This is a genomic window from Pseudomonas sp. Bout1 (assembly GCF_034314165.1).
In the GTDB taxonomy this organism is placed as follows: Bacteria; Pseudomonadota; Gammaproteobacteria; order Pseudomonadales; family Pseudomonadaceae; genus Aquipseudomonas.
Map to the genome: position 1 here is coordinate 2632731 of NZ_JAVIWK010000001.1, position 21715 is coordinate 2654445.

General features: G+C 62.8%; 17 protein-coding genes. 13 read left to right on the forward strand and 4 right to left on the reverse strand.

The window, feature by feature from the left end; genetic code table 11:
* The first annotated feature begins 9 nt into the window (after positions 1 to 9).
* The 12 genes from RGV33_RS12315 (at position 10) to RGV33_RS12370 (ending at position 15508) form a co-directional block, all read left to right on the forward strand.
* A complete protein-coding gene (locus tag RGV33_RS12315; protein WP_322144447.1) occupies positions 10 to 873 on the forward strand; it encodes an ABC transporter permease in 864 nt (287 codons plus the stop codon).
* Positions 870 to 2528 carry an ABC transporter ATP-binding protein gene (locus tag RGV33_RS12320; RefSeq protein ID WP_322144448.1) on the forward strand — a complete coding sequence of 553 codons (1659 nt, stop codon included), beginning with the start codon at positions 870 to 872 and terminating at the stop codon, positions 2526 to 2528. The genes RGV33_RS12315 and RGV33_RS12320 overlap by 4 nt, the downstream gene beginning before the upstream one ends.
* Positions 2529 to 2565: 37 nt before the next feature.
* On the forward strand, positions 2566 to 3966 hold the full coding sequence (locus RGV33_RS12325) for an LLM class flavin-dependent oxidoreductase (RefSeq protein ID WP_322144449.1): 1401 nt from the start codon (positions 2566 to 2568) through the stop codon (positions 3964 to 3966).
* On the forward strand, positions 3963 to 4514 hold the full coding sequence (locus RGV33_RS12330; RefSeq protein ID WP_322144450.1) for a GNAT family N-acetyltransferase: 552 nt from the start codon (positions 3963 to 3965) through the stop codon (positions 4512 to 4514). The genes RGV33_RS12325 and RGV33_RS12330 overlap by 4 nt, the downstream gene beginning before the upstream one ends.
* Positions 4515 to 4944: 430 nt before the next feature.
* Positions 4945 to 6606 (forward strand): ABC transporter substrate-binding protein, encoded by a 1662-nt coding sequence (locus tag RGV33_RS12335; protein ID WP_322144451.1) that lies wholly within the window; start codon positions 4945 to 4947, stop codon positions 6604 to 6606.
* Positions 6603 to 7583: an ABC transporter permease gene (locus RGV33_RS12340; protein ID WP_322144452.1), complete on the forward strand. Its 981-nt coding sequence runs from the start codon at positions 6603 to 6605 to the stop codon at positions 7581 to 7583. The genes RGV33_RS12335 and RGV33_RS12340 overlap by 4 nt, the downstream gene beginning before the upstream one ends.
* On the forward strand, positions 7580 to 8443 hold the full coding sequence (locus tag RGV33_RS12345) for an ABC transporter permease (RefSeq protein WP_322144453.1): 864 nt from the start codon (positions 7580 to 7582) through the stop codon (positions 8441 to 8443). Before RGV33_RS12340 ends, RGV33_RS12345 begins: the two co-directional genes overlap by 4 nt.
* On the forward strand, positions 8440 to 10155 hold the full coding sequence (locus RGV33_RS12350; protein ID WP_322144454.1) for an ABC transporter ATP-binding protein: 1716 nt from the start codon (positions 8440 to 8442) through the stop codon (positions 10153 to 10155). The genes RGV33_RS12345 and RGV33_RS12350 overlap by 4 nt, the downstream gene beginning before the upstream one ends.
* Before the next feature lie 20 nt (positions 10156 to 10175).
* The gene (locus tag RGV33_RS12355) at positions 10176 to 11384 is read left to right on the forward strand and encodes an acyl-CoA dehydrogenase family protein (protein ID WP_322144455.1); all 1209 of its coding nucleotides are present in this window, start codon (positions 10176 to 10178) and stop codon (positions 11382 to 11384) included.
* Complete coding sequence (locus RGV33_RS12360; protein WP_322144456.1) at positions 11381 to 12829, forward strand: MFS transporter; 1449 nt, start codon at positions 11381 to 11383, stop codon at positions 12827 to 12829. Before RGV33_RS12355 ends, RGV33_RS12360 begins: the two co-directional genes overlap by 4 nt.
* Positions 12826 to 13338, forward strand: a complete 513-nt coding sequence (locus RGV33_RS12365; protein ID WP_322144457.1) for a GNAT family N-acetyltransferase — start codon at positions 12826 to 12828, stop codon at positions 13336 to 13338. The genes RGV33_RS12360 and RGV33_RS12365 overlap by 4 nt, the downstream gene beginning before the upstream one ends.
* Before the next feature lie 364 nt (positions 13339 to 13702).
* Positions 13703 to 15508 (forward strand): ABC transporter ATP-binding protein, encoded by a 1806-nt coding sequence (locus RGV33_RS12370; protein WP_322144458.1) that lies wholly within the window; start codon positions 13703 to 13705, stop codon positions 15506 to 15508.
* Positions 15509 to 15543: 35 nt separating this feature from the next.
* Here RGV33_RS12370 and RGV33_RS12375 read toward each other — a convergent pair whose 3' ends face one another.
* The gene (locus RGV33_RS12375; RefSeq protein ID WP_322144459.1) at positions 15544 to 16632 is read right to left on the reverse strand and encodes a sigma-54 dependent transcriptional regulator; all 1089 of its coding nucleotides are present in this window, start codon (positions 16630 to 16632) and stop codon (positions 15544 to 15546) included.
* Positions 16633 to 17061: 429 nt separating this feature from the next.
* Here RGV33_RS12375 and RGV33_RS12380 point away from each other — a divergent pair, with 429 nt between their 5' ends.
* A complete protein-coding gene (locus RGV33_RS12380) occupies positions 17062 to 19167 on the forward strand; it encodes a TonB-dependent receptor family protein (protein WP_322144460.1) in 2106 nt (701 codons plus the stop codon).
* A gap of 115 nt (positions 19168 to 19282) precedes the next feature.
* Here RGV33_RS12380 and RGV33_RS12385 read toward each other — a convergent pair whose 3' ends face one another.
* The 3 genes from RGV33_RS12385 to RGV33_RS12395 all read right to left on the reverse strand — a co-directional run bounded on the left by RGV33_RS12385 (position 19283) and on the right by RGV33_RS12395 (position 21696).
* Positions 19283 to 19747, reverse strand: a complete 465-nt coding sequence (locus tag RGV33_RS12385) for a hypothetical protein (RefSeq protein WP_029616095.1) — start codon at positions 19745 to 19747, stop codon at positions 19283 to 19285.
* A gap of 105 nt (positions 19748 to 19852) precedes the next feature.
* Positions 19853 to 21391: a cryptochrome/photolyase family protein gene (locus RGV33_RS12390; RefSeq protein WP_322144461.1), complete on the reverse strand. Its 1539-nt coding sequence runs from the start codon at positions 21389 to 21391 to the stop codon at positions 19853 to 19855.
* A complete protein-coding gene (locus RGV33_RS12395) occupies positions 21391 to 21696 on the reverse strand; it encodes a DUF6482 family protein (protein ID WP_322144462.1) in 306 nt (101 codons plus the stop codon). The genes RGV33_RS12390 and RGV33_RS12395 overlap by 1 nt, the downstream gene beginning before the upstream one ends.
* Between the last annotated feature and the right edge of the window lie 19 nt (positions 21697 to 21715).

Below are 21715 nucleotides of genomic sequence, written 5' to 3' on the forward strand. Positions count from 1 at the left end.
GAGCCTGGCATGACGCAAACCATTCAAACGTTGAGCGCCCATCGTGCGCCGGGTCTTGCCGGGCTGACCCAGCTGCGGCCGGGCCTGTTGCTCGCCGGGGTGTTTGTTGCGCTGCTGCTGTTGGCCGCTATTGTTCCGCAATGGCTGGCCCCATATGACCCGCTGGATGCTTCGGCGCGCATGGCCTTTGAGGCACCCAGCAACGTGCATTGGCTGGGCACCGATGAGAATGGGCGGGACGTACTCAGCCGGTTGCTCTATGGCGTGCGCTCGTCGCTGTTTATGGGGCTTGCGGCCACCGCGCTGGGACTGGCCTGGGGCACCTTGCTGGGGTTGATCGCCGGCCTTGGACCGCGCTGGCTGGATGGCGCCTTGATGCGCGGGATCGACGTGCTGCTGTCGTTTCCCGACCTGTTGCTGGCGCTGGTGATCATCACGTTTTTCGGCCAGGGCACGGCCAACCTGATTCTCGCGATAGGCATCGCTGGCGTACCGCGTTATGCGCGACTGGTGCGGGCACAAACGCTGAATGTGCGCAACGCAGGTTACGTCGAGTCCGCCGTTACCCTCGGCCAATCGCACCTGGCAGTGGTGCTGCGGCACATCCTGCCAAATGCATTCAAGCCGGTGCTGATCCTCGCCACCATCGGCATCGGCGGTGCGATCACCGCCGGCGCCGCCTTGAGCTTCCTCGGTTTTGGCGCACCGCCACCTGCGCCGGAGTGGGGGGCGATGATGTCCATCGGGCGCAGCTTCCTGGCTAACGCGCCGTGGCTGGTCGCCTGGCCTGCTCTGATCATCACGCTAACCGTTGTTTCCATCAGTGCCATCGGCCGCGAACTGTTGCGCCGCAGCGAAGGAAAGCCCCTATGACGATGAACATCCATACCCTCGGCCCGCTGGTCGACATTCGCGACCTGACGGTACGTTTTGGCCAGGCCGAGCCGGTGTTGCACGGCGTCAGTCTGCAATTGCACCGCGGTGAATGCCTGGCGCTTGTCGGGGAGTCTGGCTCGGGCAAAAGCGTCACCGCCCGCACCCTGGCCGGCCTCACCGGCAAGGACGCCTGTGTCCAGGCCGCCAAGTTGGCGTTCCAGGGTATCGACCTTCGCCAGCTCAATGAGCGGGCCTGGCGGCAACTGCGGGGCGCGAGCATTGGTTTTGTGATGCAGGACGCACTCGGCGCACTGGACCCGCTGCGCCGCGTCGGTGCCGAAATCGAGGAACCGTTGCACCTGCACACCGCATTGGGGCTGGAAGCGCGCCGCCTGCGAGTGCTGGAGCTGCTGCGGGATGTGGGCGTGCCGGAGCCGGAGCTGCGTGCCAGCCAATACCCGTGGCAACTCTCCGGTGGTTTGCGCCAGCGTGCGCTGATCGCCTCGGCCATTGCCTGCAATCCACGGCTGATCATTGCCGATGAGCCGACGACTGCACTGGACGCCACGGTGCAGGCCCAAGTCATTGCGCTGCTGGAAAGCCTGCGTGGTGAAGACAATGCACTGCTGATGGTCAGCCATGACCTGTCCGTGGTTTCGCGCCTGGCCGACCGTGTGGCGGTGATGCGCCATGGGGTGATTGTGGAGGAGGGCAGCACCGAACAGGTCTTGCAAGACCCGCGTCATCCATATACCCAACTGCTGCTGCGGGCGGCCAAGGCTGTGCACTTCCAGCCCCCGCGCCGGTTGCTTGCGGTGGTTGAAGCCGAGCCTGAACCACAGGGTGAAGTCCTGCTGGAAGCACGGGAACTGTGCAAGACCTTTGTCGGCCCCGACGGCAAAACCCGCACGGTGCTGAACCAGGTATCGTTGCAACTGCGGCGTGGCGAGACGCTGGGCGTGGTGGGCGAATCGGGTTGCGGCAAGACCACCTTGACCCGCCTGATACTCGGCCTGGAAACCGCCGATGCCGGCGAGGTATGGATCAAGAACCAGCGCTGGTCCGACCTCGGTGCTAAACAAAAACGCGAGGCCCGGCGTGCGGTCCAGGTGGTGTTCCAGGACCCGCTCAACTCCTTCGACCCGCGCTACACCGTGCAGCGTGTGCTGTACGAAGCGCTGGTAGTGGCCGGTGTACCGCGCCATGCCCGGCGCACCCGTGCTCTGGAACTGCTGGAACTGGTACGCCTCGATGCCAGCGCATTATCGCGCCGCCCCATCGAACTCTCCGGCGGCCAGCGCCAGCGCATCGCGATAGCCCGGGCGTTGGCTTGCGAGCCGCAAATCCTTATCTGCGATGAGCCGGTATCGGCGCTGGATGTGTCGGTACAGGCACAGATACTGGAGCTGCTCGATGACCTCAAGCGCCGCCTCGGCCTGGCCTGCCTGTTCATCTCCCATGATCTTGGCGTAATCAACCACGTCAGCGAGCGCGTGCTGGTGATGAAGGCCGGCGAAGTGGTGGAGTCCGGCTCGGTACGCGCGGTGTTCGACCGCCCGGCCCATGCCTATACCCGCGCGCTGATCGACGCGATCCCGACCCTTGAAACCGACTACACGCCAATCCCGTTCTACCTGAACGTCGCGATCTGACGTGTTGGAAAAAGTACCTACGAAAGGAGTGCTCCTGGTGCCCAAGCAACTGCACGTGAATTTGTTTGAGATGAACTGCGTCAGCCACATCGTCCATGGTTTATGGGTACACCCGGACAACAACCGGCACCGCTTCAACGACCTGGACTACTGGACCGAGCTTGCGCAATTGCTGGAATACGGCACCTTCGACGGGGTGTTCCTGGCCGACGTGATCGGCACCTACGACCGCTTTCGCGACGGCCCCGAAACCTCGCTGCGTGAAGGCATGCAGATCCCCAGCAACGACCCGCTGCTGGTGATTCCGGCGATGGCCGGGGTAACCAGGAATCTTGGTTTTGGTGCGACCTTTTCCACCACCTACGAGCCGCCTTTCGCCTTTGCGCGGCGCATAAGTACCCTCGATCACCTGACCAAGGGCCGGGTGGGCTGGAACATCGTCACCTCGTACCTGCCGAATGCCGCGCGCAACTTTGGGCACGACACTGAGGTGGTTCACGATCACCGCTACGAGATCGCCGACGAATATCTCGACGTGCTGTACAAGCTCTGGGAGGGCTCGTGGGACGACGACGCGGTGATCGTCGACCGTGAGCGGCGGATCTACACCGACCCGGATAAGGTGCGCTACATCAACCATGTCGGTGAGCACTTCAAGGTTGCCGGGCCGCACTTGTGCCAGCCCTCGCGGCAGCGTACGCCGGTGCTGTTCCAGGCCACGGGTTCACCGGCGGGTATCGAGTTTGCCGGGCGGCACGCTGAGGTGGTGTTTACGGGCGGTAACGATGCGCCGGCGGTGCGGGCGAATATCCAGGCGATGCGGCAGAAGGCGGTTGAGCATGATCGCGATCCGGCGGGTTTGAAGTTTATCGTGATGGCTGGGGTGATCGTCGGGCGTACCGATGAGGAGGTCAGTGCCAAGCTTGATAGCTACCGCAAGCTGGTGAGTGTCGAGGCGTCGCTGGCGCATGGGCAGTCGGCGATCGACTTGACGGCGTATCCGCGCGATACCTTGATCAGTGATCTGGTCAGCCGTCAGGTCAAGGGGTGGGAGAGTTTGAGTCGGTACAAGCTGGACTCCACGGTGGGCGCGGTATTGGCGCAACTGGGCGGTTTTAATCGAGAGCGGTTTTTTGTGGCGGGTACGCCGACGGTGGTGGCGGACGCCATTGAGAAGTGGCTGGATGAGGATGGGATCGACGGGATCAATTTGCGGCAGTACCTGTCGTTTGAAACGGCGCGGGATTTCATTGAGTTGGTGGTGCCGGAGTTGCGTCGTCGTGGGCGGTTTCGTGAGCGGTATAACGAAGGCGAGACGTTGCGGGAGCGGTTGTTCGGGGCTGGGCAGGCGCGGTTGCCGCATGATCATTTTGGCGCGCGTTATCGGGATCCGGCGGCGTTACTTCAGCCGGCGTTGCCGTTGCGGTTTTCGTCGTGAGTGGAGGGCTGCAGGAACCCCTGCATTTCAGACCGGCGCGGGTAGAAGACGCGCCGCAGTTGGCGCTCATTCATTTGCAGACGTGGCAGGCGGCCTATCGGGAGATTCTGTCCGAGCGTTTTCTTGCTGACCTGAACAACGGCGTGTCCCAGCGCACGGTCTTTCTGGCCCAGGCCATAGCCGACGGCACATTGTCGGTGTGGGTGGTGGAGCTGGAGGGGGAGTTGGTGGCGTGGGCGTCCTTTGGCAGCAGTCGGGATGTGGATGCGTCGTCGGCCACTGGAGAGTTGCGTGCGCTCAATCTGTTACCCGGAATTTGGGGGCAGGGGATTGGCACGCAGCTTTGGGGGCGGGTTCGGGAGCAGTTGGTTGAGGCTGGGTATGCCAGTGCGACCGTTTGGGTGGTGCAGGGGAATCGGCGTGCCTTGGGTTTCTACCGGGCGCTTGGGTTTGTGACTGAGCCACATACTGAAAAGACGGTGGTGGAACATGATGAGCCGTTGCCGTTGGTGCGTTATCGGGTGCCTTTGGTGATTTCTGTGGGGTGAGGGTTGAGTACCCCCGCTGATGGGGCAGCTCTGCTTTTCTGTGTGAGCTGGCTTGCCTGCGATGCCGACACCTCGGTTTTTCAGGTACACCGAGGCGATGCCATCGCAGCGATGCGACGGCCCGACACGCCAGCTCCCACATTTGACCGTGCCCGCTCTGGCTCTGGCTCTGGCTCTGGCTCTGGCTTTTGATTTTGCCTTTGCTTCACACCGCTCAAGCCGGCCCGGTAGGCGGCCGTTACCTGAATAACGGATATGGACTCCCGCCAAAAATCCCCCCCAAGGCCTGGCTGTTGGCTGACCAACACTTCCCACACACATTGTCGTTTTCCGCAATCGCCTGAACCCCCAACCCCCCCTGTTTACAGGCCAGAAAACCCGGCATGCCTTGTGCAATGACCCAATCCCCGGACTTCAGGCCTCACTCATCATGCTAGAACCCGCCAATTACCCGCGACGATCCAGCCCGCTGCTCCTTATCGGCACCGCCACACTCTGTGGCCTGCTCCTGGGCTGCGGCCAAAGCGGCTCGACCGTCACCCGCAGTGACCAACCGGTAAAAGGCGGCACGCTGGTCTACGCCACCGACCGCGAACCCACCTGCCTCGACCCCCACGTGGCCGGCGACATGCCCCAGGTGTTCGTCGCCCAGCAGTACCTGGACTCCCTGGTCTCGATGGACGCCGACGGCCGCATCGGCCCCTGGCTCGCCAAGACCTGGGAAGTGTCCCCGGACGGCCTGACCTACACCTTCCACCTGCGCACCGACGTGCACTTCACCGACGGCACCCCGTTCAACGCCGCAGCCGTCAAGGCCAACCTCGACCACATGGCCAACCCCAAGACCCAGTCCAGCACCGCAGGCGGCTACATTCGCCAATACCGCAGCACCGACGTGCTCGACGAATACACCGCCGTGGTCCACCTGGCCACACCTTACGCCGCGTTTCTTGAAGTACTCGCCCAAGGCTTCCTGGGAATCGAGTCCCCCACGGCGCTACTGCGCTCGCGCGACGTAAACTGCGAAAGCCCGGTGGGCAGCGGCCCGTTCAAGGTCGTACGTTGGGACCGCCAGAGCCAGGTCGAACTGGTGCGCAACCCAGATTACAACTGGGCACCACCGACCGCCAAACACCAGGGCCCGGCGTGGCTGGACCGGATTGTCTGGAAGTTCATCCAGGAGCCTTCGGTGCGCTTCGCCTCGTTGCAGGCCGGCGAGGTCGATGTGATTGAAGCGTTGCCGCCCGAATCCCACGAGGCCGCCCGGCGTAATCCGGACCTGACCCTGGTGGTCGCCCAACGCCCCGGCAACCCCACCAACGGCACGCTGAACATCACCCGTGCGCCGTTCGATGACCTGCGGGTGCGCGAAGCCTTTGTGCGCAGTGCCGACATCGAGGGTGCGTTGAAGAGTGTGTACTTCAACGAATTCCCCCGCGCCGGCGGCCCGTTGAGCCCGGCCACGCGCTTCTACAGCCCGGAGTTCGAGCATGCCCAGGACTATGAGCCGGCCCGCGCCGCGCAGTTGCTGGATCAAGCCGGCTGGACCCAACGCGACAGCGAGGGCTACCGCACCAAGGACGGCAAGCGCCTGCAAGTCCACGTGGTGATGGGCAACCGCACACCACCCTCGGAATACACCCTGTGGGAGCAGGTACAAGCCACCACCCGGCAGGCCGGCTTCGAGCTGATCGTCGACCAAATGAGTGACGTGCAGGCCACCAAACGCCAGGCTGATTGGGATTACGACATCCGTCTCGGCTACTGGAACACCAACACCGCCGACGTGCTGCGGATCATCTTCGGCAGTGAGTTCATTCGCCCGGCAGGCGTGGGGGGTTACCACCAGAACACCGCAGGCTTCAGTGACCCGGCCTTCGACACGCTGATCCAGCAGGCCCTCACCACCCAGGACAGCGAGCAGCGCCGGGCCCTGTATTACCAGGCGCAGAAGATCGCTTCCAGCCAGTACCTGCAACTGACCACCTACCCGCAAAGCACGCGGCTGGGTATCTACAAGACCACCCAGGGCGTGCGGCTGGAGCCGTCGCTGGCGGTGACCTATCTCTATGACGCATGGGTGAACAAATGAGCAGCACATCACTTGCCAACCCCCGGCGCGAGCGCCTGGCCCGGCTCGGCAAACGGGCGCTGTGGCGCCTTGCCGGCGGCGTGCTGGTGCTCTGGGCGGTGGCCACGCTGACCTTCTTTGCCTTGCGCCTGATGCCCGGTGATCCGGTGCAGGCGATCCTTGGCGGCCCGAGCGGTAACCCCACCCCCGAGACCATTGCCGAGGCCACCCGCGAGTACGGTTTGGACAAGCCACTGGCGGTGCAATACGCGTTGTACCTGGGGCGCCTGGTGCAGGGGGACTTGGGGGTTTCCTATTCCCAGCATCTGCCGGTGACTCGAGTGCTTGCCGAGCAATCCTGGCCGACCCTGGAGCTGACCCTGGCCTCTCTCGCACTGGCCTGGATTCTGGTGCTGGCGCTGACAGTGCTGACCGCCGGGCGCCGCCGCTGGGTGGCCAGCCTGGCCTCGCTGGCCGAAACCCTGGCCGCTGCGTTGCCGCACTTCTGGCTGGGGATTTTGCTGCTGGCGGTGTTTGCATTCGGCCTGCGGCTGTTCCCGCCGGCGGGCAGCGACGGCTGGCGCACGTTGGTGCTGCCGTCGTTCGCCCTGGCGATTCCGCTGGCCGGGTTTATCGCCCAGGTCACCCGCGAATCCCTCGATCTGACCCTCGACCAACCCTTCATCCTGACCGCCCGAACCCGTGGCCTGAGTGATTTCAACGTGCGCTTCAAACATGCGTTGCGCCACGCCGTACTGCCGGGCATTTCGCTGTCGGGCTGGGCCATCGGCGCGCTGATCAGCGGCGCGGTGGTAATCGAAGTGATTTTTTCCCGCAAGGGCCTCGGCCGCCAGTTGTACCAGGCGGTGCAGGCACAGGACCTGCCGCTGACCATCGGCATCAGCCTGGTGGTTGCCGCCGGCTACGTGCTCGCCAACATAGTGGTCGACCTGCTGTACCTGTGGGTCGACCCTCGCCAACAGGAGCTTCCAGCATGAGCGGCCTGACCCTGGAAACACCGCTGCCCGCGCTACGGATTCAGCGCACCCCCCGCACGCTGCGGCCTGGCCCGCTGCTGGCGATTACCTTTCTGCTGCTGGTGATTGTCGCGGCGCTGGTGCCGCAGCTGTTCGCCTACAGCGACCCGCTGGCCATCGTGCCTCGCGATGCGTTTCATTCGCCCAGTTGGGCCCACTGGTTCGGCACCGATCAGTCGGGGCGAGATATCTTTTCACGGGTGATCTACGGCACCCGTCAGTCGCTGTTTATCGGCCTGGCAGCCACCGCGATTGCCATGAGTATCGCCATCGTGCTCGGCCTGTTGGGCGGGCTTGGCGGCACGCGGCTGGACCGGGGCGTGGGCTGGCTGCTGGAAGTGCTGTTTGCGTTCCCGAGCCTGATCCTGGCACTGCTGTTCGTGGCGATCTTCGGCAGCGGCATCGGCCCGCTGATTGTCGCCACCGGGCTTGGCAGTGCACCCGGTTACGCGCGCATGGTCCGAGGCCAGGTGCTGGCGGTACGCAACGCGGGCTACATCGAGGCGGCCCGCGCCCTTGGGCATCCGCCGTCGCGCATCATCCTGCGCCAATTGCTGCCGAACGCCATGCGCCCCTTGATCGTGACACTGACCATGGGCGTGGGCCAGGCGATTGTCTGGGCTTCGGCCTTGAGTTTTCTCGGCCTTGGCGCCCGCCCGCCCGCGCCGGAGTGGGGGACCATGTTGTCCATGGGCCGCGACTTTATCGCCAACGCCTGGTGGCTCACTTTCTTCCCGGGCCTGTTCATCGTACTCACCACCCTGTCGACCACGGTCACGGGCCGTTACCTGCAACAACGCCTGGAGGGCCGTCTTTCATGAGCGACCAGAAACGCTTGATCGTCGAAGGGCTGTCCATCGAGTTTGCCGGGCAGTCGGTGGTGCGCAATTTGTCGTTTACCCTGGAACCGGGCAAGACCCTGGCGCTGGTGGGCGAGTCCGGCTCCGGTAAAAGCGTCACCGCCCGCAGCCTGATTGGCCTCGCCGGCGCGGGCGCCAAGGTCACCGCGCGCACCTTGAGCTATGCCGGTGTGGATCTGCTCAGGCTGTCCGAGCGCGGTTGGCGCCGTTTGCGTGGCAACGGCATTGGCTTCGTCTTGCAGGACGCATTGGTGTCACTCGACCCGTTGCGGCCAGTGGGCAAGGAAATTCTTGAGGTGCTTGAGACGCATCGCTGGGGCGACCGTCGCAGCCGTGGCCAACGCGTGATCGAACTGCTGGACCTGGTGGGCGTACCCGAACCCCACCTGCGAGCGCGCCAGCGTCCCGATCAACTCTCTGGCGGCCTGCGCCAGCGTGCACTGATTGCCAGTGCACTGGCATTGAACCCGGGCCTGGTGATTGCCGATGAACCCACCACCGCGCTGGATGCCACGGTGCAGGCGCAGATCCTGCACGTGTTGCAGCAGATCAAGGCCCGTGGCGATTCGCTGCTGATCATCAGCCATGACCTGGCAGTGGTCGCGCAATTGGCGGATGAGGTGCTGGTGCTGCGCCATGGTGAAGTGGTGGAACAGGGCCCGATGGACCAGGTGCTGCTCAATCCACGCCACGCCTACACACGCTCGCTGCTGGATGCGGTGCCCGCCGAGCATGCCCGTGGCACACGTCTGTCGCCGGAACGCAGCACCACTGCTGCGCAACCTCGGCCGGGCCCGGATTCGCCGGTGTTGCTGCGGGCATCGGGCCTGGGCAAACGTTATATCGGGCCCGATCAACAGTCGCGCCAGGTGGTGGACGACGTCAGCTTCGAACTGCGTGCCGGCCGTACCCTGGGCATCGTCGGTGAGTCCGGCTCGGGCAAGACCACCGTGGCGCGCATCGCCCTCGGGCTGCTGCAACCGGATGCCGGCGAGGTGCGTTTTCTCAACCAGCCATGGGCGGCGGCCGGGCCTGGGCGGGTGGAGGAGAAGACTCGACGTTTGCACCGCCGCGACATCAGCGTGATCTACCAGGACCCGCTGAGTTCGTTCGACCCGCGCTGGACCGTCGGGCAGATCCTCAGTGATGCGCTGGACGTTGCCGGGATCGCCGCCGAGCAACAGCCACAACGGGTGACGCAGTTACTCGACCAGGTACGCCTGGCGCCGCAGGTGGCCGAGCGCCGGCCGCTGCAACTGTCGGGCGGGCAACGCCAGCGTGTGGCGATTGCCCGGGCGATTGCCAGTAATCCCAAAGTGATTATCTGTGACGAGCCGGTGTCGGCGCTGGACGTGTCGGTGCAGGCCCAGGTCCTGGATCTGCTGGCCGACCTGCAAGCCTCGCTGGGGCTGGCGTACCTGTTTATCTCCCACGACCTGGGGGTTATCCGTCACGTCAGCGACGAGGTGTTGGTAATGCGTCACGGCCAGGTGGTGGAAAGCGCCAGCGTTGAAGCGCTGTTCGAATCGCCCCAACACGAATACACCCGGCGCTTGCTGGGCGCAGTGCCGCGCCTGCCTGGCAGCGGTACGCAACTGGTGGTGCCGGCCCTGGAACCGGAAAACCCCGGCTGGCTGTTTGATGAATCGCGCCTGTGGAAAATCGCCATCTAGACCTGAATCAAGGAAGTGCCATGAGCAAGTTGTCTGCTGTACCCACACCGTCGATTGTGACGGTGGCTGAATTGAATGCCCGCGCCGACCGCATCCTGCCGCAGATTGCCGCCGGCGCTGCGCAACGCGAGCGCGACCGGCAACTGCCGTACGAGGCCGTGGCGCAGGTGGCCCAGGCCGGGCTGTTTACCGTGCGGATTCCCAAGCGTTTTGGCGGCGCCGGCGGTTCGGTCAAGGACGCGATAGCCTTGCTGATTCGCATCGCCTCGGCCGACTCCAACGTGGCCCAGGCCCTGCGCCCCGGTTTCGGGTTTATCGAAGGCCTGTTGGCCTCCCGTGCAGAGGGCGCGCAGGAGGAGCGTGAGCGTTGGTTCGAGCGTTATCTGCAAGGCGCCGTGATTGGCAATGCCGGCTGGGAAGTCGGCGGTGCCAACGGTTCGATCAGCGCGCGCATCGTGGCCGACGGTGAACACTTTCGGGCTTCGGGCAGCAAGTACTACAGCACCGGTTCGTTGTATGCCGATTGGGTCAGCGCCGTGGCCCTGGACGAGAATGACCAGCCCGTCTCCTTCATCTTGCCGCGCGACCGCCAGGGCCTGGAGCTGCTGGATGATTTCGACGCCATGGGCCAGCGCCTGACCGCCAGCGGCACCACCCATTTGCATGATGTGCAGGTGTTGGCCAGCGAGATCCGCACGCGCACCGTCGAGGAAGGCAAGCGCACGATTGTCACGCCGTTCCTGCAAGTGTTCCTCGCGGCGGTGCAGGCCGGTATTGCGCGTAATGCGCTGAATGATGCGGTGATTTTTGCGAAGGAACATGCGCGGCCGATCAAGCACAGCAGCGCCACGCGCTCGGTGGATGACCCGTATGTGGAACTGAGTGTGGGCGACGTTTCGGCCCGGGCCTTTACCGCCGAAGCGGTGGTGCTGCACGCGGCCGACTCCATCGACCGCGCCTGGGCTGCGGATCTTGATTCGGTGGCCGTGGACCAGGCGGCAGTGGATGTGGCCCAAGCGCAATACATCGCGGCGGAATCGGCACTCAAGGCCGCCGAGTTGGTGTTCGACGTGGGTGGCGCTTCCACCACTGGCCGTGCCCACAACCTGGACCGGCACTGGCGCAACGCGCGCACCGTGGCCAACCACAACCCCCGGCACTGGAAAGCCGCGGCCGTGGGCGCCTGGCAACTCAAGGGCACGCCGCCACCGACATCGGGGCTGTTTTGAACACAGCCCTCGACCGTAATGTTTCACAGGCTCTGGGCGAGGTGGCCGGCGGTCATTCTCGCCGGGTGCCGATGATCATCGGCTGTGCGCTGTTCATGGAGCTGATCGACGCCACGGCGGTGCTGACGGCGCTGCCGCAGATGGCGCGGGACTTTGGCGAACCCAGTGTACGCATGAACCTGGTGGTGTCGCTGTACCTGCTGGCGGTGGCGCTGTTCGTGCCGGTCAGCGGCTGGGCGGCCGACCGTTTTGGGCCGCGTCGGGTATTTATCAGCGCGATCGTGCTGTTCACCCTGGCGTCGGTGGCGTGTGCCTGTTCGGGTTCGCTGCTGCAATTGTCCCTGGCGCGGTTGGCCCAGGGTGCATCGGGGGCAATGATGGTGCCGGTGGGGCAGGTGATTTTGCTGCGCTGGTCGGCGCGGGAAAACCTGCTGCGCGCCATGTCCTACCTGACGGTGGCGGCGCTGGTGGGACCATTGCTGGGGCCGCCGTTGGGCGGGCTGCTGGTGACGGTGTTGTCATGGCACTGGATCTTCCTGATCAACCTGCCGATCGGCGTGCTCGGGGTGATCCTGGTGTTGCGCTACATCCCGGATTACTCCGGGGTGCCCGGCCAGCCATTGGATATTCCCGGTCTGTTGCTCAGTGGTGTGGCGCTGGGCGGGCTGGTGTTCGGTTTCGAGGTGCTGGGCCACGGCCTGTTGCCGCGCCAATGGGCGTTGCTGCTGATTGGCGGTGGGCTGTCGAGTGCCTGGCTGTATGTTCTGCATGCCCGGCGCACGGCGCACCCGTTGATCGATTTTTCACTGCTGAAAATCCCGACGTTTGCGGTGAGTTTCTGGGGCGGCAACCTGATGCGCATCGGCAGTGCGTCACAGCCGTTTTTGCTGGTGCTGCTATTTCAGCTGTGCTTCGGGCTTAACCCGCTGCAGGCCGGGCTGCTGAGCGTGGCCGGTGGTGTGGGCGCGTTCCTGATGAAGATGCTGGCGGTACGGATCGTCAGCCGCTTCGGCTTTCGGCGTACCTTGATCAGCAATGCCGTGCTCACCGGCCTGACCATCCTGGCGTGCAGCCTGTTCGAGGTGTCCACGCCGTACTGGATCGTGGTGCTGGTGCTGTTTGGCAGCGGGATCATTCGCTCGCTGCAATTCAGCACGCTGGGGGCGTTGACCTACGCCGACGTGCCGCCGGAGCAATCCAGCCGGGCCAGCAGCCTGTCGGCGATGACCATTCAGTTGACGCTGAGTTTGTCGGTGGGCATCGCGGCGGCGTTGCTCGGCTTGATCATGGCCGTACGCGGGCATGCCACGGTCGAGCAGAGCGATATCGCCTGGATCATGGCGGGTGCCGGGTTGTTGTGTGCGTTGTCGGGGTTGGTCTACCGTAGGTTGTCGCCGCAGGCAGGCTCGGCGATCTATGCAAGACGCGCAGAGGATATCGGATGATTCGTACGGCACGTATCGAGGACGCGGGTGACATCGCCTGGGTGCATATCCGCAGTTGGCAACAGGCTTACCATGAGCTGATGCCGGCGGGCTACCTGGCTTCGCTGGAGGCGACACAGCCCAGGCGCGAAGCCTTTTGGCGGCAGTCGCTTGAACAGGGAAGCGAAGCGGTGTTTGTCGCGCTGGTGGAGGAGCGTGTGGTGGGCTGGATTGTCGTGAGCCCGAGCCGTGACGAGGATGCTGATCCCGACGACACTGGCGAAGTGCAAGCGTTGCATGTGCTTGCCGAGCATTGGGGAACCGGAGTGGGCAGGGCGCTGTGGCTCAAAGGCCTGGAACATCTCGCCAGCCAGGGCCTGGAGACGGCGACGTTGTGGGTGCTTGCCGGAAACCGGCGGGCCATACGTTTTTACCAAAACGCCGGATGGGTAGCACAGGCCGAATCAAGCCGCACCCTCACGCGTGGCGGTCGTGAGCTGGAAGAAGTTCGCTACCAATCCCGAACGTAACACTGAACCTGTGGCGAGGGAGCTTGCTGTGGAGAGGGAGCTGCTGTGGCGATGGAGCTTGCTGTGGCGAGGGAGCTTGCTGTGGAGAGGGAGCTTGCTGTGGCGAGGGAGCTTGCTCCCGCTGGAGTGCGAAGCGCTCCCAGGATTTTGGGGCCGCTGCGCAGCCCAGCGGGAGCAAGCTCCCTCGCCACAGCAAGCTCCCTCGCCACAGCAGCTCCCTGCCACAGCAGCTTCCTCGCCACAGCAGCGTCCTGCCACAAGTGATCGGTTGTCTGTTCCATTTGCTGACCATCAGGCACCAACGGTGCCATTTTTTGCCTGAAAGCTGCGCGGCCACAGGCGTCATTCAGGAATGTCATTGGCCATGAGCTCGTCTTTCTCATTGTTTCGCACCTGGAATGTCCAGCACTTGCCGTCGACCCCGGCAGCCTTTGTGCGACATTTCATTGGTCATTTCAAAGGCTGGTACCTGGCCATTTTGCTGCTGCAGATTGCCGCCGTGGTGTGCTCGATTCTGATTCCCTGGGGCTTGGGCCAAATCACCCGTACGGTCAGCAACGGGCTGGAGGCAGAGCGTGCGTTTGAGGTGCTGCGCTGGCCCTTGACCCTGTTCGCCGTGCTGTTGGTGTGCGAGGTGGTGTTCACCCGCGCGGCGGCGGGCTGCCATATCCATGTGTTGCCGTTGCAGCGGCGCACGGTGACTCATGTGGTATTCGCCTACCTGCAACAGCACTCCCACCGTTTTATCAGCAATGAGTTTGCCGGCGCGCTGGCGCACCGGGTGTCCGAAGTGACCCTTGGGGTGAACCAGACGTTGAGCATCCTGCTGTTCGACCTGATCCCGCTGCTGGTAACGCTGAGCCTGGCCACGGCGTTGCTGTGGACGGCATCACCGCTGTTGGCCTTGTTCATGGCCGGCTGGTCCGTGGTGTTTATCGGCATCTGTTACCTGCTTGCGCGGCGCAGTCATCCCCTTGCGCAGCAGTATTCGGCAGCGCGCAGCACCAGTACCGGCAAGGTCGTGGACGCCGTGTCCAACCTGGCCAATATCCGCCTGTTTGCCCGGCATGCGTTCGAGCACAGTTACCTGGGCACCTTCCTCGACAAGGAGGTGACTGCGGCCTATCGCTCCCTCGGCTACATGGAGCGCATCCGCTGGTTCCAGACCAGCTGTGGCGTGGTGCTCAAGCTGGGCCTGTTGCTGCTTGCCCTCTACCTGTGGCGCAGTCACCGCATCGACATCGCCGCGTTTGTGATGTCCACCAGCCTGTCGCTGTTGATCATCAGCGACGTGGGCAACCTGTCGCGGCGCTTTCTCGAGTTCTTCGAGGCCACCGGCAATATCGCCAACGGCGTGCGTACCCTGATTCGTCCTCATGAAGTCATCGACCAGCCCGGTGCGAAGGCACTGCTGGTCAAGCGCGGGGATATCGAATTTCGCGACGTAGGCTTCAGCTACGGCGCCGGCCGGCCGATTTTCGAGCAGCTGAATATCGTCATCCCCGCCGGCCAGAAAGTCGGCCTGGTGGGCGCTTCGGGTTCCGGCAAGTCGACACTGTTGAGCCTGCTGCTGCGCCTCTACGACGTACAACAAGGCCAGGTGCTGGTGGACGGCAAGGACGTACGCGACGTTACCCAGCATTCGCTGCACCAGCAGATCGGCCTGATTCCCCAGGAGCCCGGCCTGTTCCACCGCAGCATTCGCGAAAACATCCATTACGGCCGCCTGGACGCCTCGATGGACGAAGTCGCCGAGGCCATTCACCGCGCCGGCGCCAGTGAGTTTATCGACAGCATGGAACACGGCTACGAGTCGCTGGTAGGTGAGCGTGGGGTCAAGTTGTCCGGTGGCCAGCGCCAGCGTATTGCGATCGCCCGGGTGTTGCTGAAAAACGCGCCGATTTTGGTGATGGATGAAGCCACTTCCAGCCTGGACTCGATCACCGAGCGCTTTATCCAGGACAAGCTCGACGAAATCATGGAGAACAAGACCGTGCTGGTGGTGGCGCACCGGCTGTCCACCGTGGCCCATCTGGACCGGATCCTGGTGTTCGACAATGGCCGGGTGATCGAGGACGGCAGCCATGAACAGCTGCTGCGCCAGGGCGGGCAATATGCGCGGTTGTGGAGTCGCCAGTTCAGCGATGCGCTGGATGAAGCGGCGCTGTGATCACGCGGCGCATCGGGTACGCCGCGTGTTGAGGTTCAGATCGACAGGTGTAGCACCCGATCATCCTTGGCACTGGCCAAAGGTCGTCGTTTGTTGACCTTCAGCTCACCGAGGTTGATCAGCAGGGTACGGGTCACGTTGCGACTCAGCCCCAGCAACTCGGCGGTGTGCACCTGGTTTTGGTGGCACAGCCGGTAGGCGGCGGTCAGCAGGCTGCGCTCGACCTGTTCATGGAGGTTGTCGATCTGCTCTTCGAACAGGCGCTGGAAGGCCTGGTCGAGCAAGTCATGGGCGGTGGTGCTGTCTTCCTGGCGTTCGATGCGCAGGTTGGACATGCGCAAGTCGTCGGCCTGGATCACGCCATCGCGGCAGATCAGCAAGGTGTGGTGGATGACGTTTTCCAGCTCGCGGATATTCCCCGGCCAACTGTAGGTGGCCAGCCGTTGCTCGGCTTCCTTGCTCAAGATGACCTCGCCATACCCCAGGCGGCGGGTGTAGGTGTCGATGAAATACTGCACCAACGGCAGGATATCGCCGGGGCGATCCCGCAGTGGGCTGAGTTCGAGGTTGACCACGTTCAGGCGGTAGAACAGGTCCTCGCGAAAATGCCCGGCATTGATAGCTTTTTCCAGCTGCACGTTGGTCGCCGCCAGCACCCGCACATTGATCGGAATGCTTTTGCGCGACCCCAGGCGCACCACTTCGCGCTCCTGTAGTACCCGCAGCAGCTTGACCTGGATCGACATCGGCAAGTCGCCGATTTCATCCAGGAACAGCGTGCCGCCGTTGGCTTCTTCAAACCAGCCGGCCTTGGCGCTGAGGGCGCCGGTGAACGCGCCTTTCTCGTGGCCGAACAGTTCGGCTTCCACCAGCGATTCGGAGAACGCGCCGCAATTCACCGCCACGAAGGGTTGCGTCTTGCGGCCACTGAGGTTGTGGATATGGCGCGCCACCAGCTCCTTGCCGGTGCCGGTGTCGCCAATGATCAGCACGCTGGCTTCGCTCGGCGCCACTTGTTCTACATGCCTGAGCAGGGCCTTGGACCTGGGGTCTTCGAATACCTGAGCGGTGGCGCGGATGGAGGTGGCGAGGGCGGGCGAGGGAGGTAAGGTCAGCAGTTGCATGGCGATCCCTATCAATAAAAGTTCGACCCGATAGTGTTCGGATTAATGTGTTTCAAGCGCCGTTAATAGAGCAAGAGACGTACCACGTAACGAGAGGCGGATAACCTGGGTTTTTTGATGCCTGTCTAAGAGCGGCGCGTGTCAAAAGTGCATAGTTTGTTGAACAGGTGTTTGGCGTTGCACAGTTCTAGCGGGGGGCGCGCGCGTTATGCCGTTATCGCTTAACTATATAATTAATAGTGCTTTTTCGCGCGTGTTGGAAAATGAACAGGCCCGCAGCAAAGTGTTGAACACGGGGCGGATAACGAAGTCGACGGGCCTTCATTTATTGAAGTTTTGACGTGGCACGAACTCTGCAAAGTTGAAACCAGAGCGCGACTATACGAATAGATGCTCCCACTCAATAGAGAACCCAGGAGTATTTAATTCATGCGGCAACTGTTTGAACCACGCGCTCGTTTTTTTGAGTCATTGGCCACTGCTTCCAGCCTTGGCGTGCTATTGATGCTGGTACAGGGCACGGCTTTTGCCGCCGAGGCCGACCCTACCCTGGCTACGGTGGTGGTCACCGGCGCGCAAGCCAGCGAAGCGCAAAAGGCCGAAAAACAGCTGGCCAGGGTGCCCGGCAAAACCGCAGTGATCGACAACCGCAAAATCGAGCAGGGCCGGGCGGCGAATGCCGAGGATGTGCTGGCGTTGCAGCCGGGGGTATTCGCCCAGGCCACCAGCGGTTCGGGCGCCAACAAGATTTCGATCCGTGGTTCGGGCCTCAATACCTTCTACCAAGGCTACGTGCTGGGGATCAAATTCCTCTACGACGGCCTGCCCTTGACCGGCCCGGGCGGCACCCAGGAAGACATGCTGGACATGGCCTCGGTGGACCACACCGAGGTGCTCTACGGCGCCAATGCCTTCCGCTATTCGGCCTTGTCATTGGGCGGCGCGATCAACTTCGTGAGCAAGACCGGCCGCACCGACCCCGGCAATTACGCACGCTTTGAAGCCGGTAGCTTCGGCTATCGCAAGCAGCAACTGAGCACCGGTGGCGTGGACGGTGACAACGACTACTACGTCAGCATCCAGCACAACGAGCGAGACGGTTACCAGGACAACACGCCGAACAAGGGCCAAGGCATCGTCGCCAACTTCGGCCACGTGTTCAGCCCGCAACTGGAGACGCGCTTCTACATTCGCTACAAGGAAGAAACCCTGAGCCAGGGCAATACCCTGACCAAATACCAACTCAAGCACGACCCCACGAGCAACCTCGTGCCCATCGGGCGCAAGAAGGACGGCTCGACCCTGCTGGGCAGCACCACCACCTATACCTTCGACGATAATGCCAAGCTCGAAGTCGGCCTGGGCTACAACGATTACCCGCTGGACAACGGCTGGCGCTACTCGCCAACCCCCCAGGAATGGCGCTCCCAGGACGTCAACCTGACCCTGCGCTACCTGCGCACCGCCGACACCTTCTTTGGCCTGCGCAGTGACAGCAGTGTGACGTTCAGCAATACCCTGGCGTACCTGGCCGACGTGAAGTCCCACAGCAAGGCCACCGGCATCACCCAGCAGAAAACCAACTACACCGGTTCACGCGACACGGTGTTTTCCCTCGGCAACGAACTGCAACTGAACGACCGAACGTGGCTGTCCACCGGGCTGTCGCTGATTGATATCAAGCGCAAGGCGCAGATCGAATACAGCACCAGCACCAATACCAGTGCATTCCCCAGTGGGGTTGAGTACGACGAGACCGACCTCGCCCCGCGGATCGGCTTGCGCTACCAGTTGACCCCGGAGTTCGAAGTGTTCGGCAACGTCAGCCGCTCGGTGGACCCACCGGTTACCTGGCAGTTGGGTAGCACCGGCACCCCTTACATTCGCGATGTGCGGCCACAAAAAGCCAACACCGTGGAGTTTGGTATTCGCGGCGGCCACGGCATTTTCGACGGCAGCCTGACGGTCTATCGCTCGTGGGTGCAGAAAGAGCTGTTGTCGGTGGTGGTGCGCCAGGCAACCGCTACCCAGGACCAGTTAGTCGCCACCTCCAATGGCAGCGCGACGATTCACCAGGGCATCGAAGCGGGCTTGAATGCGCAGTTGTGGGACGGCGGCAATGGCGACACCGTGACCCTGCGCCAGGCTTACACCTTCAACGACTTCCACTACCGCAACGACTCGGTGTTTGGCGATAACCAATTGCCGGGCCTGCCACGCCAGGTCTACCAGGCCGAGCTGGAATATCGCCAGGGCAGCGGTTTCTACGCGCAGCTCAACGCCCGGGCGGCGTCCAGTTATTACGTGGATTTTGCCAACTCACTGAGTGCGCCGTCTTATACGTTATGGGGGGCCAAGGTGGGCTACGAGGCCCCGAGCAAGAAGTGGGAAGTGTTCGTCGACGCGCGCAACCTGACCAACAAACGCTACGCCACGGCCACCAACACCGCGTACGACGCCAAGGGCCAGGACTCGGCCAACTTCTATGTGGGGGATGCGTTCAACGTGACCACGGGGGTTGCGTTTCACTTCTGACAACTGTGGCAGCTGGCTTGCCTGCGATTGCATCACCTCGGTGTGACAGAAATACCGAGTTGCCTGCATCGCCGGCAAGCCAGCGCCTGCGTTGGTTTTTGTTGCTGCTGGAGATTCAGTTCTGCGGCCGCTGCTTGGTCGAATCCAGCTCGGCTTTTTTGCCGGTAGAGATCTCGGTGATCTGCGCCGACTTGGCGATCGCAAAGTCGAAGGTGTCCTGCATCTTGGCAATGGCATCGGTGGCCGTGCCGTTCAGCCCACCGTTGGCTGCCCAATCGAAGTTCCACACCCCGGACAGGTTATCGGCACCGGCCACATCATGGGTTTCGATCGCGGTGAACACGTCGGGATGGCGCTCCATGTACTGGGCCGCAGCGCTCACATCGGCAGGAACCTTGCCCGAAGCATTGCTGGCCAGTTGTGAAAGCTCTTGCTTGGTAATGGCCGACTTGCCCGTTTGACGCATGTAATCGGCGACCACCTTGCTCGACTTGGCAATGTTCAACTTGTCGTCGAACACCGATGTTGAGGCTTTTTGAGTGGTCGGTCCGCCACCGGCGGGTGTTACGGTAGTAGACATCGGCGCTGCTCCCTCAATGGATTGGATGACATCGAGGCCGACGTTAGCATGGGCAATTGGCCATTTATCGCCGGCTTCACAACAATTCGCAGCGGCCGGAAAATTTCACAGCGTTTCACCCGCATCCAGCTTTTCCAGCAGCCTCTGGCCCCGCTCCCACAGCGCGTCCTGCTTGGCTTCAGGCATGCGGTCGAGATTTTTATACAGCAGGGTCATGCGCTGATTGCCCCGCAACAGGTCGCCGTGGCGCATCAGGAAGTGCCAGTAAAGCGCATTGAACGGGCAGGCATTCTCGGTGGTGCTTTCAGTGACTTTGTAGGCACAGCCGCGGCAATAGTCCGACATGCGCTTTATGTATTGGCCGCTCGCGCAATAAGGCTTGGAACCCAGGTAGCCACCGTCGGCGTGCATGACCATGCCCAATGTATTGGGCAGTTCAACCCAGTCGAACGCGTCCATGTAGATCGCCAGGTACCACTCGCATATCTGGCTGGGCACGATCCCGGCCAGCAAGGCGAAATTGCCGGTGACCATCAGCCGCTGGATATGATGGGCGTAGGCATGTTCAAGGCTTTGGCCGATCGCCTGGCGCATGCAGTTCATCTGCGTCTCGCCCGTCCAGTAAAACTCCGGCAGCGGGCGGGTGTTGCCGAATGCATTGCCCGCGGCGTAGTCCGGCATTTTCAGCCAATAGACACCGCGTACGTATTCACGCCAGCCAATCAGTTGGCGGATAAAACCTTCGGCGGCATTCAGCGCGATGCTGCCCGACCAATAGGCCGCTTCCACGTCGCTGCACAGCTGGCGCAGGTCCAGCAGGCCGATGTTCAGCGCCGCACTGATGCGGGCATGAAACAGGAAGGGCTCGTCGCTGGCCATGGCGTCCTGGTAGTCGCCGAACCCGGCCAGGCCGTACTCCAGGAAATAGTCCCACAGTGCCTGGGCGTCGGCGTGGGTCACCGGGTAATCGAAGGTGTCCAGGGCGCCGTAGTGGCTGCTGAAGTGTTTTGCCACCAGCACGAGCACGTCCTGGGTGATTGAATCCGAGCCAAAACGTAACGGGTAGGGCGCCTTGGTGCCCTTGGGCAGCGCCTTGCGGTTGTCTGCATCAAAGTTCCAGGCGCCCCCGACCGGCGTGCCGTCGCCGTTGAGCAACAGCCCGCTCTTGCGGCGCATCTCCCGGTAGAAGTACTCCATGCGCAGCTGTTTTTTGCCATTAGCCCAGCCGGTGAATTCGTCACGGCTGCACAGGAAGCGGCCGTCGGCGTGCCACTGGATCGGTAAACCGCTGTCCTTCAGCGATTGTTCCAGGCGCCAGTCGCCGCATTCGGTCAGGTGCAGTTCATGTGCTTGCATCAGCGATTGCCAGCGGCCTAATTCGCCGGGTACCGAACCGGTGTTTTGCGGGTCATCCAGGCTGACGTACTGCACCCGAACGCCACGCTCGCGCAACGCCTCGGCAAAATGGCGCATGGCGCTGAAGATCAGCGCGATTTTTTGCGGATGGTGGGGCACATGGCTCGCTTCCTCCATCACCTCGACCATCAAGACTGCATCAAGCGGGGTATCCAAGCCTTCCAATGAGGCCAGGTCAAACGACAACTGGTCGCCCAGCACCAGGCACAGGTTGCGAACGGCCGGCATCACCAGGGCGCCGCCAGGGAAAACGGCGTGCGCAGTGGCTCAACAGGCCCTTCACGCCGGCCGCACATTTCATCATGGACGCACTGATGCACCAGGGTGCAGGGGAATGCAGGGACCGACTGCAACACCTCACGCAGGTGATTGACGGAGCGAAAGTGCAGGGGCTTTGCCGCGGCGTCCAGCAGCGTGAACTGGCCGTGGTCCAGCCGCACGCGTGCCAGGTAGAAGCCGCCTTCCAGCGACAGCAACTCCATTTCACGTACATCGCCTTGGGTGGCCAGTTGGGTCAGGGCTTGCAGGTTCATGGTTCACTCCTTGCCTGGC

What these genes read in the sequence shown, in the direction of transcription:
- RGV33_RS12365 (WP_322144457.1), top strand. Translation starts at nt 12,826, where the DNA reads ATGATTCGTACGGCACGTATCGAGGACGCGGGTGACATCGCCTGGGTG.
- RGV33_RS12340 (WP_322144452.1), top strand. Translation starts at nt 6,603, where the DNA reads ATGAGCAGCACATCACTTGCCAACCCCCGGCGCGAGCGCCTGGCCCGG.
- RGV33_RS12355 (WP_322144455.1), top strand. Translation starts at nt 10,176, where the DNA reads ATGAGCAAGTTGTCTGCTGTACCCACACCGTCGATTGTGACGGTGGCT.
- RGV33_RS12380 (WP_322144460.1), top strand. Translation starts at nt 17,062, where the DNA reads ATGCGGCAACTGTTTGAACCACGCGCTCGTTTTTTTGAGTCATTGGCC.
- RGV33_RS12375 (WP_322144459.1), bottom strand. Translation starts at nt 16,632, where the DNA reads ATGCAACTGCTGACCTTACCTCCCTCGCCCGCCCTCGCCACCTCCATC.
- RGV33_RS12335 (WP_322144451.1), top strand. Translation starts at nt 4,945, where the DNA reads ATGCTAGAACCCGCCAATTACCCGCGACGATCCAGCCCGCTGCTCCTT.
- RGV33_RS12390 (WP_322144461.1), bottom strand. Translation starts at nt 21,391, where the DNA reads ATGCCGGCCGTTCGCAACCTGTGCCTGGTGCTGGGCGACCAGTTGTCG.
- RGV33_RS12370 (WP_322144458.1), top strand. Translation starts at nt 13,703, where the DNA reads ATGAGCTCGTCTTTCTCATTGTTTCGCACCTGGAATGTCCAGCACTTG.
- RGV33_RS12345 (WP_322144453.1), top strand. Translation starts at nt 7,580, where the DNA reads ATGAGCGGCCTGACCCTGGAAACACCGCTGCCCGCGCTACGGATTCAG.
- RGV33_RS12350 (WP_322144454.1), top strand. Translation starts at nt 8,440, where the DNA reads ATGAGCGACCAGAAACGCTTGATCGTCGAAGGGCTGTCCATCGAGTTT.
- RGV33_RS12320 (WP_322144448.1), top strand. Translation starts at nt 870, where the DNA reads ATGACGATGAACATCCATACCCTCGGCCCGCTGGTCGACATTCGCGAC.
- RGV33_RS12395 (WP_322144462.1), bottom strand. Translation starts at nt 21,696, where the DNA reads ATGAACCTGCAAGCCCTGACCCAACTGGCCACCCAAGGCGATGTACGT.
- RGV33_RS12315 (WP_322144447.1), top strand. Translation starts at nt 10, where the DNA reads ATGACGCAAACCATTCAAACGTTGAGCGCCCATCGTGCGCCGGGTCTT.
- RGV33_RS12385 (WP_029616095.1), bottom strand. Translation starts at nt 19,747, where the DNA reads ATGTCTACTACCGTAACACCCGCCGGTGGCGGACCGACCACTCAAAAA.